Origin of the sequence: Paenibacillus barcinonensis (assembly GCF_003217495.1) — a bacterium.
GTDB classification, from domain to species: Bacteria; Bacillota; Bacilli; order Paenibacillales; family Paenibacillaceae; genus Paenibacillus; species Paenibacillus barcinonensis.
On the sequence record NZ_QJSW01000014.1, the window covers coordinates 89027 to 104885 of the forward strand.

Genomic DNA, 15859 nt, shown 5'->3' on the forward strand with positions numbered 1-15859 from the left:
ACAAGAAGGGAGGCATGCAGTCGTGAGTGCAAGCATCTATCCGTGGACGGAGGATATGCTGTCTCCACTCGGAGAGCAGGGCATTGTAATTCGCTGTGGTGATGTAGTATCGGAAGAAGTGCATCATAGAGTGATGAGCGTATGTGCTTTGTTGGAGAAGTTGGAAAATAGATCGCTGACAGCACTGGTGGAATGGGTACCGTCTTATTTGTCTGTCACCCTGTTTTACGATCCGTTGAGATCGTCCTACGAGAAAACCTGCGGCCTGCTGCTTCAGCTTCTGCGTCCATCGAATCAATTACATCAACAGCCTCAGTCCAGCGAATGCAGTCAGCTTGGCAAGTCTGAAGACTTGAAACCGGGTGAACCGGGTGGTGCGTTGGCTCCGTCCAGAATTGTGACTATCCCGGTATGTTACGGTGGAGCGTTTGGGCCAGATCTGGAGCACGTAGCTGAGGAAAATCACTTAACGATGGAGGAAGTCATTACGATACATACATCCGCTGATTACCTCGTACATATGATCGGATTTGCCCCGGGATTCCCCTATCTGGGTGGATTACCCGAGCGGATTGCCACACCCAGACGGGCAACACCGAGGCTTCGCGTGGAGGCAGGAACAGTAGGTATTGGCGGCTCACAGACGGGCATTTATCCTGTCATATCGCCTGGAGGGTGGCAGTGTATCGGTCGCACACCCGTCCGTCTGTTTCGCCCGGAAGAGAATCCGCCAAGTCTGCTTGGAGCCGGTGACATTGTGCGATTCCAGTCGATCACTATGCAGGAATACATGGAGCAGGCGCAGAAGGGGGGAGAATGATGGGCTTTGAAGTCATTCGTCCCGGCTTGTTAACCTTGGTTCAGGATGAAGGAAGAATCGGATATCGCCGCTACGGTGTTCCAGTGGGCGGGATTATGGATACGTTTGCTGGAAGAGCGGCCAACATGCTTGTCGGCAATACGCGGCATGAAGCTGTGCTTGAGATTACGATGTCAGGGCCAGAGCTTCACATGCTGAAAGACCAGTTGATCTCCATCTGTGGTGCGGATCTAAGCGTTACGGTAGATCGTCAGCCTGTGCCTATGTGGCGTCCTGTGCTGCTGCGGGCTGGCAGTGTATTGAAATTTGGTGCAAGCCGTCATGGCTTGCGTGCATATCTGGCGTTGGCTGGCGGCATTGATGTGCCTCAAGTGATGGGCAGTCGAAGTACAGACCTCAAAACCGTACTAGGCGGCTTTCATGGAAGAGCTCTACGTACATCGGATGTGCTCGCAACCGGGGATATCACTGGTGAAGTGCAGCAGTGGATATACCATATGACCATGCAGCTCGGTGCAGACCAATGTATGGCAGCCCCGTCGTGGCTGTTATCGGAGCGAGAGCGGCCGGACTATTATGGTCAACCTGTCATTCGGGTCATGCATGGTCAAGACAGCTCCTGTTTCCGTTCGGAGAGTCTTGAGCAATTCTATACCCGGCCGTATGTTGTCTCTTCTCAATCGGATCGCATGGGTTATCGGATGCAGGGTCCGCTGCTGGAGCTGGAGCAACCGATGTCTCGTTTATCCGAAGCGGTTACCTATGGTACGGTGCAGGTACCGCCAGATGGACAGCCCATTATACTGATGGCCGATCATCAGACCATTGGGGGATATCCTGTCATTGCACAGGCTGCCTTCGTGGATTTGCCCATATTGGCCCAGCTTCGGCCGGGGGCACAGATTTCTTTTGTGCAGATCACCAATGAGGAAGCACGTTGTCTCTATGTACAAAGGCAGCAGAAATTTCAGCTGCTGGATAAGCTGATCCGCAGCAAAATGGCAGAAGGGCAGGGACGTTAGATGCAAACGTATACGCTGGATATTAATTGTGATCTTGGTGAGAGCTATGGGACTTATCGCACGATGATGAAGTCCGATGAAGCGATCCTGCCGCTAATCACTTCAGCCAATATTGCCTGTGGCTTCCATGCGGGTGATCCGGCAACGATGCGGCTGACTGTGGAACATGCCATGATGCATCAGGTCGCCATCGGCGCTCACCCCGGACTGCCGGACTTGCAAGGATTCGGACGCAGAATTATGGAGATTACACCGCGCGAAGCCTACGATATGGTGGTGTACCAGATTGGTGCACTGGAAGCTTTTGTCCGTGCTAGTGGAGGGCAATTGCATCATGTAAAGCCGCATGGAGCGTTATATAATATGGCAGCAGCCGACATCAAGCTTGCGCAAGCTATTGCCGAAGCTGTCTATCAGGTGGAGCCGGAGCTGTATCTGTACGGCCTGGCAGGAAGCGAACTGATGATGGCGGCGAAACGAACCGGTGTGCGTGGTGTGAGTGAAGTGTTCGCGGATCGCACCTATTGTTCAGACGGCAGGCTGACGCCACGCAGTCATCATGGAGCGCTGATAGAACAGCCGGAAGCGGCTCTGGCACAGGTGCTGCGAATGGTCAAGGAAGGCAAGGTTATCGCTGTGGATGGCACTGAGGTGCCTATTCGGGCAGATACCGTGTGCATCCATGGGGATGGTGAGCATGCCTTGACGTTTGCCCAAACGATCCGTGAAATCCTGGAAGCCGCGGGTGTAGACGTGACAGCGTATCAGGCAACGTAAGTTTGGAAAGCGATAGGGCAGAGCTATATAAGCTGAACGATTCATTGACACGTTAACAGAGGGGACAGAAAAAACCTGAAAAAACGGAGGGATGGCATACGATGAAACCTATACGAAATTCAGCCAAAGCAGTGATCGTTCAGGAGGGCCAACTGTTACTGATTCGTCTGAAAGACCAGTATGGCGATGCTTTTGTTTTTCCTGGCGGTGGGCAGGAGAAGGGCGAGGAACTGAAGGATGCGGTTGCGCGGGAATGCTTGGAAGAAATCGGACAGGCGGTGGATGTGGGAGAGCTTCTGCATATCCGTGAATACATCGGTGCGAATCATGAATTTGCCAAGTGGGATGCGGATATCCATCAGGTGGAATTCTATTTTGCATGCAGTCTGATTAATCCGAAGGCTTCTGTCTTTGAGGGCTCGAACCCGGACGATCATCAGGTAGCTGTAGAATGGGTCTCGCTTGAAGCGCTGAAGGATATTCGTCTCTACCCCAAAACGATCGGTGAATTGTTGGTGAACAAGGGAGAGTCGCGTATTTACCTCGGGGATCTAAATTAAGAGTCATCTTGCTAAAAATAAATGTTCATGAGATTCAGGTATAAATTCTGGTTCGGGGATTCAACATAGGTGAGGCGGGTACACTATAAGTACAGCTGCTTGTTCTGCAAACAGGCAGCTGTATAGCATACATCTAAGAGATATGTCTGCTCATAAGACATATCAATTAAAACATTAAACCCAGAATGGTTTAATAGCTTTTTGGGCTTTGAGTTGCTTATACCATTGGAGGAACGCTGCGCCTTTGTAACGCTTCTGCACGATTCCTCAAACATCCCCCAAAACCGAAAGGAGCATCTCCCATGAACCAGAATGATCTGGAGCAAAACATTGTAAAGGCTTTGGAAAATAATCCGTTTTGCAGCTTCTCTACCGTGGAGAACGGAAAACCGAAATCCCGTTATATGGCGCTGTTTAACGATGGTCTGAATATTCACCTTGCAACCAACCGCCGTACACACAAGGTGGAGGAATTGAAGAACAATCCGAATGTCAGCCTGCTGCTTGGCTACGAGGCGGGAGGTTCCAAGGAAGTTGTGGAGATTGAGGGAACATGTGAAGTGACGAAAAATGAAGGCCTGCGTGAGCAGGTATGGAATGATGAACTAAAAGCATGGTTCGATGGACCTAATGATCCCAACTATGTCATTCTGGATATTACCCCTTCACGCATCGAATATACAGGCAAAGACCACGAGCACCATGTGTGGCAGCAATAATTCACAGCGACTTCGAATGGAAATAATGGTTGTGAAGTCTCGTTGTAAGACGATGAACCGAATCCACCCTTTCAACCGTGGCCCTTATTGGCGCTCGCGGTTTTTTGGTGTGCAGATTATGATCAATCCAGTGTTGGTGTTATAGTTATGTAATATTTGAAATTTGAATGAATAATTACCTATTTTTGGGGTAAAAAACCGAGAAAAATGTCGAAATTACGCATGATATCATAAAGTCACTCAACTATGTACGGATAATGTAAAAATTAATGCTTTTCAACCGTTTAACATTACGTTATGATTTGAAATGTAAATAACACGCACAGATATGAATAGATGTTCATGTGAGATAAACTAACCTGAAGATTACGGATGAATGCTCATCTGATCATCAGCATGCACAACGCATGAAATCTATTATTTTCTGTGCCTGTTGTTTGCTAATATGGCATGATTCGATGTACATAACCGGGAGGGGTTATTTTGAAGAAGAGTAAAAAAGTATTATCAAGCCTGACTGCCGCTTTCGTTGCATTAAACGTGCTTGCGGTATTTCCAGTACCTGTTTCGGCTGCAGATGCGGCCAAAGTCAAATTGCGGATCATGGAAACAACGGACATTCATGATAATCTGATCAACTATGACTATTATTCAGACAAAGCGACAGATCAATACGGTCTGGCCAAAACAGCTACACTGATCAAGAAGGCCCGTGAGGAAGCGAAGAACAGCCTGCTTTTCGACAATGGTGACCTGATTCAGGGCAACCCGATGGGTGATTTTGTAGCGAAAATTGATCCTCTGAAAAAGGGTGAAACTCACCCTGTATATAAAGCGATGAATCTGCTCGATTACGATGCAGGTAATATCGGTAACCACGAATTTAACTATGGTCTCGATTTCCTTGACATGACGTTGGAGGGAGCTAACTTCCCATATATCAACGCTAATGTCTATGTAGATGATGGTGATAAAGATGAAACCAATGACAAAAACTATTTTACACCATACAAAATTTTGGACAAAAAAGTAACGGATGAAAGCGGCAAAGAGCATACGATCAAAGTAGGTGTGATCGGCTTTGTACCGCCGCAAATCATGCAATGGGACAGCGCTAACCTGCAAGGCAAGGTCATTGCCAAGGATATTATTGCTACCGCGAAGAAATTCATTCCAAAAATGAAGGCTGAGGGCGCGGATATTATCGTTGCGATTCCTCACTCCGGCTTTGAGGATATCCCTCAAACGGATCTGATGGAGAACTCTGTGCTGTATCTGAGCCAAGTGGAGGGCATTAACGCAATTCTGTTTGGACATGCCCACAAAGTATTCCCTAGTGCAGACTTTAAAGGCAAAAAGGGTGTAGACCTGGAGAAGGGTACAATTAACGGTGTTCCTGCGGTAGAGCCAGGGTTCTGGGGGGATCATCTCGGTATTATTGACCTGGATCTGGAGCAGGTGGATGGCAAATGGAAAGTGGTTGATTCCAAAACGGAAGCACGCCCAATCTACGATACAGCCAACAAAAAACCACTCGTAGATGCAGATCAGTCCATTGTGGATGCTGTACATGATGAGCATGAGGGTACGCTGAAATATGTTCGTGGTCCGGTTGGCGAAACGACGGCACCTATTAACAGTTTCTTTGCACTCGTGCAGGATGACCCGTCCATTCAGATCGTAACCAATGCACAGAAATGGTACGTGGAGAAGAAGCTGCAAGGTACAGATTATGAAAATATTCCGGTATTGTCAGCTGGAGCTCCGTTCAAAGCAGGTGGACGTTCAGGTGCATCGTATTACACGAACATCCCTAAAGGTACAATTGCGATCAAAAACGTAGCGGACCTGTATGTATATCCAAATACGGTGCATGCGGTCATGGTTAATGGTGCCGAGTTGAAAGAATGGCTGGAATGGTCAGCAGGCCAGTTTAACCAGATTGATCCGGCAAAAGGCGGTCAGCAACAGTTGATCAATATGGATTTCCCAACGTATAACTTTGATGTTATCGACGGTGTAACCTACCAGATAGATGTCACACAGCCAGCTAAATACGACAGCAAAGCAACGGTTGTCAACGCGTCAGCAAGTCGTATCAAAGACCTGAGCTTCAAAGGCAAGCCGATTGATCCAGAGCAAAAATTCATCGTAGCTACGAATAACTATCGCGCGTCTTCATCCAAATTGGCTAACCCGGACGGTAAACGTATCGTTCTGGCTGCACCGGATGAGAACCGTCAAGTCATCATCGACTATATTCGTGAGAACAAAACGATCAATCCAACAGCAGATGGCAACTGGTCACTTGCACCAATCAAACCTTCTGCTGGTGTAACCGCTGCGGCGCTGAATGATCTTGAAGTGGTATTTGCTTCTTCTCCAGATGCGAAGGAGCTGGTGGAAGCGAATCCGGCCATGTCCTTTATCGGCACGAATAAAGATGGGTTTGCAGAATACGGATTGAAACTGACAGGGGAGGCTGCCACAGCGCCAAAACCGGAAACCAATCCGGCCCCAACACCTAAACCGGAGCCAGCACCTGTACCAACGACAAAACCTGCACCAGCACCTAAACCACAGCCGGAGAAACCGGCAGCTAATCCAAAAGTGGTTTATGTTGTGAAAAAAGGGGACAACCTGTATCGCATCGGCTTGAAGTATGGTGTGGACTGGCGTGTGCTTGCCAAAACCAATCAAATCACAAATGTGCATAATCTTAAAGTTGGACAGAAAATTGTCATTCCTGCTTCATAGAGTCTAATAAACTTTCCAGACGAGAAGACTGGCAGTCATCAGACTGCTGGTCTTTTTTGCGGAGAGAGTGCATACATCTGTTTCTGTAACTGCCAAATTAGGAAGTCATCAAAACAATAGAGATTAATTTCAAGACCCATGATATACTATTTACAAACTTTGGGTATAAACTTGGTAACATTAATGACACAGCTTGATAAACTGGCAAGGGGGTTCTACATGAATTGCAGTGGCTGCAGTCCAATCTATCCGATCGAGGGTCAGGGTACGCTGTACCTGCGCCCCGTCTACCCTGCTTTGCTGGAAGCGCTGCAAACCAAGGGAAGGCATGATGATTATTCTGAGCAAATGTTCTGGTTTCATTTTTCCGACAGTCAAGAGCTGCTGGATCGGTTAGAAGAGATTATGGAAATGGAGAAAACGCTATCAATTGCTTTGAGCGTTCAGTTGAAATCTGCTACAGAAGGACGGTTGAGTGATGCTGAGGGTGAGTGGATCAGTTTGTCCATGCAGCATTCCAGAATCAAACATGCGGATATCGTTTCTACTATATTGGAGCGGCAATTCAGCAGCTATATGCAACCGATCGTAGATGCCTCAGAGCAAATTATCGGATTTGAATTTTTACTTCGTCCGTGTGAACATGGGAGACCATTTAGCTCATATGAATTGTTTGAAGCGGCTCGAGAAACAGGACTACATTCATTTTTGGACCGAACTGCTCGTATTAAGGCGATAGAAACCAGTGCCAGATACCTGCCTCAAGGTGTTAAACGTTTTGTGAATTTTCTGCCCTCCTCTATCTACAATCCTGAGTATTGTTTGACACATACATTCGAAGCCATTGAACGCCTTTCGCTGGACCCAAAGGATTTTGTTTTTGAAGTCGTTGAGACCGAACAGATCCAGCATCTGTCGACATTGCAGCATATTTTTCAAGTATATCGCTCTAACGGCATGTCCGTTGCATTGGATGATGTCGGCGCCGGATATTCCACGATTGATTTAATGAGTCGATTAGAGCCGGATTTTGTTAAAATTGATCGCAGTCTAATTGATCATTGTGATCAGGATCGAGCAAAGCAACAGAAGATTCTGAATATAGTGCAGGTAGCAAGCCAATTTGGTGGTAAAGTTCTTGCTGAGGGTATTGAACGAATTGAAGAGTTTGATTTCTGCCGTTCCGTCGGAATTGAGCTGGCTCAGGGCTATTATTTTGGTAAACCCGCAGCGTATCCTCCAGATGGTCCTTACCTGGGACCTTCCTACAGAGCAGCAAAATAATTATTTTGTCACATCCCGTAACGCCAAGCTGGTCGCTTTCTTATGGAAGGGCCTGCTTGGCGTGAATTTTTTATCAAATAAACCTCGTTGTTAGCCGATATAGAGTATAAGCCATAAGTTAATTCATACATAGAGAGAAAAGTTGGCTTTGAAATCATAAGGGGGAAATGCAAATGAATCACATCCAGCATCACGAGACAGGGAAAGAAGGTAAAGAGACCAAATTATCACCAGGGAAAAATAAAAAGAAGAGTAAGAAAAAAGCATTTGTCTGGAGTATACGATACAAGCTGCTTCTTTCTTTTCTATGTGTGCTGATCCTGCCAAGTTTGGCGGTTAGCTTCGTGACTTTAACGATATCCGAGGATACCGTACAAGAGCAGTTGAGCGATAGTGCGATGCAGAGTGTAACAACTGTGAATAAAATTGTAGAGAGCCATGTAAATAGCAAAATTTTTGATATTAACTTTTTCTCGGACTCACTCGATCCAGCTCTTGTTAAAGGAGAAGAGGATAGTACAGAACTTCAGAAGAAATTTGTTCAGTATTTGGGCTTACATCCCGATGTGGTGAATATCTTTGTCGGATCGACAGAAGGAGTCATGGTCCGCGGGAAGCCCACAGCAAGCAGCCTGCGCGGAGAAGCCTTTGATCCAAGAGAGCGGGAATGGTACAAGCTGGCGATGAATAAGCCGGGCACAGTTGCGGTCTCCCCGGTCACGAAAAATACCGAAGGCTTGCCGGTGGTATTTATCTCCAAAACGTTAAAGGATCAATCGGCTGTCATTGGTTTGTCACTCGACTTGACGGATCTTCGCGATCAGGCTCAAGCGAAGGTAGGTAGCGAAGGATATGTCATTATTGAGGATGGCAATCAGAATTATGTCGTGTCTCCAGTAAAAGAGGTAGGCACAAAAGATACTAGTGGTGTAATGAATCAGATGTATGAGAGTAAGGAAGGTCAGTTCGAGTACATATTCGAAGGACGTCCCAAAATGATGATTTTCACAACAAATGAAGCGACAGGCTGGAAAATAGCAGGTACGATGTTCAAAAGTGAAGTGACCGATGCAAGCAAGGAGATTCGTTTGGCTACGCTTATTGTGCTGCTTGCTTCTGTTCTTCTGGCTACCCTGTACATTTTTTGGTTCACTGGTTCAATGATTCGTCCGATCAAACGGCTTCAGGAAAATGCCCGAGCCGTCAGCAAGGGTGATCTCACTGTGAAGATGGACAGTAGACGCAAGGATGAAGTCGGTGAACTGGCGAAGTATTTTGAGCGTATGGTGGATAATTTACGAATGATGATTCTGGGTGTTCAGGAAACTGCGGAGCAGGTATCTGCATCCTCACAGGAATTGTCTGCGAGTGCGGACCAAACGACAAAAGCTATTGAGCATTCAACGGTGGCTATGCAGGAGCTTGCCGAGGGAGCAGAGCAACAGGTAAGCAGTGTGAAGGAAGGCTCTGAAGAGATGGAGCGTATGGCAGATGATGTGAGACTGATGTCGGAGCGGGTACAATCCATTACAACTTCAATGAGAGATACATCCGGAGCAGCTTTTTCAGGAAATGAAGCAGCGGGACAAGCTGTGGAACAGATGAATATCATTCAGGAGACTGTCCAGCAATTGGGTCAAGTTGTGCACAATCTTCATGACCGCTCGATTGAAATTGGCAGTATGGTGGATGTCATTGCTTCGATCTCGAAGCAGACCAACCTGCTTGCATTGAATGCTTCTATAGAAGCAGCCAGAGCAGGGGATGCAGGACGTGGCTTTGCTGTCGTTGCTGGCGAGGTTCGTAAATTGGCTGAAGAATCGGGCAGCTCTGCGGCGCAGATCGGCGAGCTTGTACATAACATTCGCCGGGATATGGATGCAGCTCTTACAGCGATGAATACGACTCAAAGTCGGGTTGATGAAGGATTACAGGCTGTGAATACATCCGGACAATCTTTTGCTCAAATTCGTGAAGCGGTTGAGGATGCGGTTCACACCCTGGATGAGCTGTCAGCGACGACAAAGCAATTGGAGATAGGTGCTTCTCATGTTGTGCAAACGATGACCGACATATCAAATGTCACTCAGGAATCAGCAGCAAGTACCGAGTCCGTCTCGGCATCTTCACAGGAGCAGCTTGCTTCCGTGGAAGAGATTGCTTCATCCTCCGCACATTTAAACAGCATGGCAGAGCAGCTGCAAGGTTTGTTGGGCATGTTCAAGATGAATGATGACAAAGCCAAAGACAGCGGCAAGTCCTGATGAATGCAGGCCCAGTACATTTTTTCATAAGATAGCAGAAAATAAAGATAGACATTCCTCCTGATGCCCTGTATAAATATATCGTCTGGTTCTTACAAGCCAGTGAGAAGTGTATTCTTAATAACAGAGCATGAAGCATATCGAGTCAGGATAGCAGCAGGAGGAACTATGGTATATATAGCGATACTGATTTTTGTTTTGACAATTACAATGGTCATTTGGCAGCCACGTGGAATCGGCATTGGCTGGAGTGCCTCAGGAGGGGCTATTGTTGCCCTCGCAGCGGGTGTCGTCAGTTTGAATGATGCTTCGGATGTGGCTTCGATTGTGTGGAATGCGACGCTTGCCTTTGTCGGCATCATTATGATTTCTTTGATTCTGGACGAAACCGGATTCTTCGAGTGGGCTGCTCTCCACATGGCCCGGCTGGCAGGAGGCAACGGACGCAGACTGTTTCTGTACTCTATTTTGCTTGGAGCTGCTGTATCTGCCTTGTTTGCGAATGATGGGGCGGCGCTTATTCTGACACCAATTGTACTGGCGATGGTACGTGCATTGAAATTTGATGAGCGTATGGTGCTGGCTTTTGTCATGGCGAGTGGTTTCATTGCAGATACAACTTCACTGCCACTGGTGGTCAGCAATTTGGTAAACATCGTTTCTGCCGATTTCTTCGGTATTACATTTGTAGAATATGCGGTGCGCATGATCGTGCCCAATCTGTTCTCCATTGCGGCGAGTACGGCGATGCTGTTTTTGTTTTATCGTAAAAGCATTCCACTTACGTACGATGTCACGGCTGCTCGTGATCCGAAGGAAGCGATCCGTGATCCGCGTGTGTTCAAAATCGCCTGGTTTATGCTGGGGCTATTGCTTGTTGCATATGCATCCAGTGAGTTTCTGCCGATTCCTGTCTCCGTTATTGTAGGGGCGGTAGCACTACTGTTCGGTATTCTTGCACGCAAAAGCGAAGCGGTTGATCTGAAGCGGGTAATCAAGGAAGCACCATGGTCCATCGTTGTATTCTCAGTGGGGATGTATATCGTTGTGTATGGCTTGCGTAATGCCGGATTAACCCATTATCTGAGCGGCTGGCTGGATGCTATAGCGGATTACGGTCTGCTGGCAGCATCATTGGGCATGGGGATTATCGCCGCTATATTATCATCGGTAATGAACAACCTGCCAACCGTATTGATTAACCTGCTTGCCATTCAAGGAGCACACACCGAAGGTATTGTGCGTGAAGCGATGATCTATGCCAATGTCATCGGTTCCGATCTCGGACCGAAAATGACACCGATTGGATCATTAGCAACGTTGCTCTGGCTGCATGTATTGTCCCGCAAAGGTGTGAAGATCACGTGGGGATACTATTTCAAGGCAGGTATCATCCTGACCGTTCCAACGCTACTGATTACTTTGGCAGGACTAGCACTTTGGCTATGGCTTCTAGGGTAAAAGAGATGCGTTGAGCATATCAAACACTAAAAGCGGACATATGATTCTGTTAAAAGGCTGTTTCACCAGATGTGCCATGCACATTCAGGTGAGACAGTCTTTTTTGCTGTTTATTGAATTATTTTTTTGTCCTTATCTGCCTGACATAGAAGACTCTTATATAGAAGAAGCCAATCATTTCTTCTTATAGCGATCTGAGCGCAGCCAGCGCCGAAGTAGCGAAGGGAACGGAACGATTGTGGAAAAGCGAAGCGGTCGCCTTTGTCTCCGAATGTTTACATTTAGAAAATAAAATCAATAAAAATTTGGAGACAACAGCGATCGGAAGAACGATCCGTAGCCGGAACGACTGCACAGAGTTCTATTTTAAACGCATTATACTAGTCCAACTCCATTCATACACAACTCGAATTTTTAACATTGCGTTTACAAAACATTGATTTTCGGATGACATATCAAAACTACAATGATTAAAGAGTTGATGGTGATCACACAAATTCACAAAACGCCATCACTACATTGGGGGAGGAAAACAAAACATGTTTAAAAAGTTGCCGTTTATTTTGATGACCTTAACGTTCGTACTGGTGCTTGCAGCATGCGGATCGAAAAACGACGCAGGTACTACAACTGGTGCCGCAAGCAATGGATCAGGAGAAGGTGCTGCTGCTGAACTCAGCGGTAACATTTTGGCTGTTGGTTCAACAGCACTTCAGCCTCTGGTAGAGCAAGCCGGGCAAAAATTTATGGCAGTTGATCAATATAAAAAAGTGACTGTACAAGTGCAAGGCGGCGGTAGTGGTACAGGCCTGACTCAAGTATCTGACGGACAAGCAACAATCGGTAACTCTGACGTGTTTGCAGAAGAGAAAATGGATGATGCTGCTAAAGTAAGTGAGTTGAAGGATCATCAGGTGGCTGTAGTTGCTATTGCTCCTGTGAGCAACAAAGATGCAGGCGTAACGGATCTGACCAAACAACAACTGATCGACATTTTCTCTGGTAAAGTGAAAAACTGGAAAGAAGTTGGCGGTAAAGATCAAGCGATCGTTATCGTAAACCGTCCAGGCAGCTCTGGTACACGTGCAACATTTGAAAAATTCGCTCTGGGTACCAAAGTTGAAGATATCCAAGGTTCGATTCAAGAGGATTCCTCCGGTACTGTTAAGAAGCTTGTAGCTGAGACTCCAGGCGCAATTGGTTACCTGGCTCTGTCTTACCTGGACGATAGTCTGCAAGTTCTGAAATATGAAGGTGTAGAAGCGACTGTAGAAAACGTAGAATCCGGTGCTTATCCCGTGTGGGCTTACGAGCATATGTACACTAAAGGTGAGCCAGATGCTGCAACTAAAGCGTTCCTTGACTACATCCTGAGTGATGAGATTCAACAAAAAGATGTAACAGAGCTGGGCTACATTCCAGTGTCTGGTATGAAAGTTAAACGCGATGCAGCAGGTAACGTGACGAAATAATCTCTAAACTTGCGCATACAGCGAGAGAGGCGGACTCAGGTCCTGCCTCTTTACGCAGTTTGCTCTGAAAATATCCCATATTTTGCATCAATTCCACTATAGAAGGATGGTTGTTATGGAACAGACCGGAGGGGGAACGGTAATGAATAGCAAGGCGAAGTCACGCCGACCCTTGAGAGAGAAGCACTACTGGGAAGAGTGGACAGGACGAATCTATACGTCGATTTGTGTTGTTTTCCTGATCGTTGTCATGTTTTCCATTGTATATTTTGTAGCCTCCAAAGGGCTGTCAACATTTTTCCAGAATGGCATAAGCTTGAGTGATTTTCTGACGGGAAAAACATGGAATCCAACAGGAGAACCTGCGGCCTATGGCGCGCTGCCGTTTATCACAGGTTCGTTTATTACAACTTTTCTGGCCGCATTGATTGCAAGTCCGCTTAGCCTGTGTGCAGCACTCTTCATGACGGAGATCGTACCGGGCAAAGGTAAAAAAATACTGCAGCCTGCGATCGAGCTTTTGTCTGGTATTCCTTCGGTTGTTTACGGCTTTATTGGTCTTAGTGTTATCGTGCCTTTGCTGCGCAGCATGTTCGGCGGTGCAGGTGTCGGGATTGCAGCCGGATGCCTTGTGTTGTCCGTTATGATTCTGCCGACCGTGACCAGTATTATGGCAGATGCCCTGTCCGCGCTTCCTAAAGGGCTTCGTGAATCGTCCTATGCACTGGGTGCAACGCGCTGGCAAACAATCTATCGGGTTATTATTCCGACCGTTCTGCCGGCACTGCTTACAGGCATTGTTCTGGGCATGGCCCGTGCCTTCGGTGAAGCACTTGCGGTACAGATGGTTATTGGTAATGCTCCGCATGTACCGACCTCCCTGCTGGAATCGGCTTCAACGTTAACAAGCGTAATTACGTTGAGTATGGGTAACACCACGATGGGCTCTGTCCATAACAATGCACTTTGGAGTATGGCGCTTGTACTTCTGGTCATGACCTTTGTCTTTGTCATTCTGGTTCGCCTGCTTGAAAGGAGAAACCGGGTATGAAATTAAAGGCAAAAACAGTTGATAAAATTGCAACAGGTGTCATTGTTGTACTGGCTCTTTTCATCGTTGTGCTTCTGCTCGGGTTACTCGGCTTCATTCTTTTCCGAGGAATTGGCCAGATCAACTGGCACTTCCTGACGAGTGCACCACAACTGCTTAAAGGCGGCGGGGGGATTGGCCCGCAATTGTTCAACTCAATATTTTTGCTTGTGTTGACGTTAATTATTACGATCCCGCTCGGCTGGGGCGGCGGTATTTATATGGCGGAATACGCCAAGCCGGGACGGATCACAAGCTTCATTCGTCTGGTTGTTGAAGTATTGTCTTCATTCCCGTCCATCGTCATCGGTTTGTTCGGACTATTATTGATTGTTAATACATTTGGTCTTGGTTTCTCACTCTTATCGGGTGCTATGGCGCTGGCTGTTTTCAACCTGCCGCTGATGGTGCGTACGACGGAGCAAGCCTTCCGTGCTGTTCCCAAAGAGCAGAAGGAAGCAGGCCTGGCTCTTGGTTTGTCCAAATGGAAAATCATTACGTCCATTCTGCTGCCAGTAGCACTGCCAAGCTTGATCACGGGAACGATTCTGGCCTCTGGCCGGATCTTCGGTGAAGCTGCCGCTCTGATGTTCACTGCCGGAATGAGCAGCCCGCCGCTGGACTTCACGGATTGGAATCCGACCAGCCCAAGATCGCCAATTAACCCGCTACGCCCTGCCGAAACCTTGGCTGTGCATATCTGGAAAGTGAACAGCGAGGGCATTGGACCCGATTCCAAAGAAATCGCAGCAGGTGCATCGGCCGTATTGGTTATTCTGGTGCTTGCGTTTAATCTGAGTGCACGCTGGATCGGCCGTGTTCTATACCGCCGGATGACAGCTTCGAAATAAGGAGGAACCGACATGGCCATACCTTTTGGTACGGAACAGTTAAGCATATATTATGGGCATTTCCAGGCGGTCAAACAGATTAGCCTTACCTTCCCGGAGTCCAGTGTAACCGCATTGATCGGCCCTTCGGGCTGCGGTAAATCCACCTTCCTGCGTTCATTGAACCGGATGAATGATGAGATTGCCGGCTCTCGTACAGAGGGACATATCTGGATGGATGGCAACGACCTGAATGAACCGGGCACAGACGTTATCAAGCTTCGGCAGAAGATTGGTATGGTGTGGCAGAAGCCGAACCCTTTTCATAAATCCATCTACAACAATATCGCGTTTGGCCCCCGCTACCGTGGTACAAAGAGTAAAAAAGCACTGGATGAGATTGTGGAAAAAAGCTTGCGCCGCGCCGCTCTGTGGGATGAAGTAAAAGACAGGCTGCATGACTCGGCTCTGGCACTGTCGGGTGGTCAGCAGCAGCGTCTTTGTATCGCCCGGGCGTTATCCGTAGATCCGCAGATTCTGCTGCTCGATGAGCCGGCATCTGCGCTTGACCCGGTATCCACAGGCAAGGTGGAGGAATTGATCTCTGAGCTCAAGCAGGAGCTGCGCATTGTCATTGTGACACATAATATGCAGCAGGCTGCGCGTATCTCGGATTATACGGCTTATTTTTATCTGGGTAGCCTGGTGGAGCATGGGGATACGGAGCATATTTTCACCAACCCGGATAACCGTCTGACACAGGAATACATTATGGGTCGTTTTGGTTAACTGTTGTTTGGCGG

General features: G+C 47.4%; 13 protein-coding genes. All 13 read left to right on the top strand.

All coding sequences use genetic code 11. The annotated features are described in order from the left end of the window. The first annotated feature begins 55 nt into the window (after positions 1 to 55). The 13 genes from pxpB (at position 56) to pstB (ending at position 15845) form a co-directional block, all read left to right on the top strand. A complete protein-coding gene (gene pxpB / locus DFQ00_RS19600; RefSeq protein ID WP_110898228.1) occupies positions 56 to 820 on the top strand; it encodes a 5-oxoprolinase subunit PxpB in 765 nt (254 codons plus the stop codon). After that, complete coding sequence (locus tag DFQ00_RS19605; protein WP_110898170.1) at positions 820 to 1842, top strand: 5-oxoprolinase subunit C family protein; 1023 nt, start codon at positions 820 to 822, stop codon at positions 1840 to 1842. Before pxpB ends, DFQ00_RS19605 begins: the two co-directional genes overlap by 1 nt. Beyond that, entirely contained in the window at positions 1843 to 2619 is a 777-nt protein-coding gene (locus DFQ00_RS19610) for a LamB/YcsF family protein (protein ID WP_110898171.1), read from the top strand. A gap of 101 nt (positions 2620 to 2720) precedes the next feature. Next, positions 2721 to 3179, top strand: a complete 459-nt coding sequence (locus tag DFQ00_RS19615; RefSeq protein WP_110898172.1) for an NUDIX domain-containing protein — start codon at positions 2721 to 2723, stop codon at positions 3177 to 3179. 302 nt (positions 3180 to 3481) lie between these two features. After that, positions 3482 to 3898, top strand: coding sequence for a pyridoxamine 5'-phosphate oxidase family protein (locus tag DFQ00_RS19620; RefSeq protein WP_110898173.1), 417 nt, complete (start codon positions 3482 to 3484; stop codon positions 3896 to 3898). 483 nt (positions 3899 to 4381) lie between these two features. Next, positions 4382 to 6655, top strand: a complete 2274-nt coding sequence (locus DFQ00_RS19625; RefSeq protein WP_110898174.1) for a bifunctional 2',3'-cyclic-nucleotide 2'-phosphodiesterase/3'-nucleotidase — start codon at positions 4382 to 4384, stop codon at positions 6653 to 6655. Between the two features lie 219 nt (positions 6656 to 6874). Next, complete coding sequence (locus DFQ00_RS19630) at positions 6875 to 7939, top strand: EAL domain-containing protein (protein WP_110898175.1); 1065 nt, start codon at positions 6875 to 6877, stop codon at positions 7937 to 7939. Between the two features lie 173 nt (positions 7940 to 8112). Continuing rightward, complete coding sequence (locus DFQ00_RS19635) at positions 8113 to 10203, top strand: methyl-accepting chemotaxis protein (protein ID WP_110898176.1); 2091 nt, start codon at positions 8113 to 8115, stop codon at positions 10201 to 10203. Positions 10204 to 10371: 168 nt separating this feature from the next. Then, positions 10372 to 11664, top strand: coding sequence for an arsenic transporter (locus DFQ00_RS19640; RefSeq protein WP_110898177.1), 1293 nt, complete (start codon positions 10372 to 10374; stop codon positions 11662 to 11664). Between the two features lie 539 nt (positions 11665 to 12203). Then, entirely contained in the window at positions 12204 to 13136 is a 933-nt protein-coding gene (locus DFQ00_RS19645) for a phosphate ABC transporter substrate-binding protein (protein ID WP_110898178.1), read from the top strand. A 115-nt stretch (positions 13137 to 13251) separates the two neighbouring features. Further along, positions 13252 to 14187 (top strand): phosphate ABC transporter permease subunit PstC, encoded by a 936-nt coding sequence (gene pstC / locus DFQ00_RS19650; protein WP_110898179.1) that lies wholly within the window; start codon positions 13252 to 13254, stop codon positions 14185 to 14187. After that, positions 14184 to 15077: a phosphate ABC transporter permease PstA gene (gene pstA / locus DFQ00_RS19655; protein ID WP_110898180.1), complete on the top strand. Its 894-nt coding sequence runs from the start codon at positions 14184 to 14186 to the stop codon at positions 15075 to 15077. The genes pstC and pstA overlap by 4 nt, the downstream gene beginning before the upstream one ends. A gap of 12 nt (positions 15078 to 15089) precedes the next feature. Then, complete coding sequence (pstB, locus tag DFQ00_RS19660; protein WP_110898181.1) at positions 15090 to 15845, top strand: phosphate ABC transporter ATP-binding protein PstB; 756 nt, start codon at positions 15090 to 15092, stop codon at positions 15843 to 15845. Positions 15846 to 15859: the final 14 nt, after the last annotated feature.

Bases quoted from the DNA above. Each gene is read 5' to 3' on its own strand.
- DFQ00_RS19635 (WP_110898176.1), top strand. From the start codon at position 8,113: ATGAATCACATCCAGCATCACGAGACAGGGAAAGAAGGTAAAGAGACC.
- pxpB (WP_110898228.1), top strand. From the start codon at position 56: ATGCTGTCTCCACTCGGAGAGCAGGGCATTGTAATTCGCTGTGGTGAT.
- DFQ00_RS19640 (WP_110898177.1), top strand. From the start codon at position 10,372: ATGGTATATATAGCGATACTGATTTTTGTTTTGACAATTACAATGGTC.
- DFQ00_RS19620 (WP_110898173.1), top strand. From the start codon at position 3,482: ATGAACCAGAATGATCTGGAGCAAAACATTGTAAAGGCTTTGGAAAAT.
- DFQ00_RS19610 (WP_110898171.1), top strand. From the start codon at position 1,843: ATGCAAACGTATACGCTGGATATTAATTGTGATCTTGGTGAGAGCTAT.
- DFQ00_RS19645 (WP_110898178.1), top strand. From the start codon at position 12,204: ATGTTTAAAAAGTTGCCGTTTATTTTGATGACCTTAACGTTCGTACTG.
- DFQ00_RS19630 (WP_110898175.1), top strand. From the start codon at position 6,875: ATGAATTGCAGTGGCTGCAGTCCAATCTATCCGATCGAGGGTCAGGGT.
- pstB (WP_110898181.1), top strand. From the start codon at position 15,090: ATGGCCATACCTTTTGGTACGGAACAGTTAAGCATATATTATGGGCAT.
- pstC (WP_110898179.1), top strand. From the start codon at position 13,252: ATGGAACAGACCGGAGGGGGAACGGTAATGAATAGCAAGGCGAAGTCA.
- DFQ00_RS19605 (WP_110898170.1), top strand. From the start codon at position 820: ATGGGCTTTGAAGTCATTCGTCCCGGCTTGTTAACCTTGGTTCAGGAT.
- pstA (WP_110898180.1), top strand. From the start codon at position 14,184: ATGAAATTAAAGGCAAAAACAGTTGATAAAATTGCAACAGGTGTCATT.
- DFQ00_RS19615 (WP_110898172.1), top strand. From the start codon at position 2,721: ATGAAACCTATACGAAATTCAGCCAAAGCAGTGATCGTTCAGGAGGGC.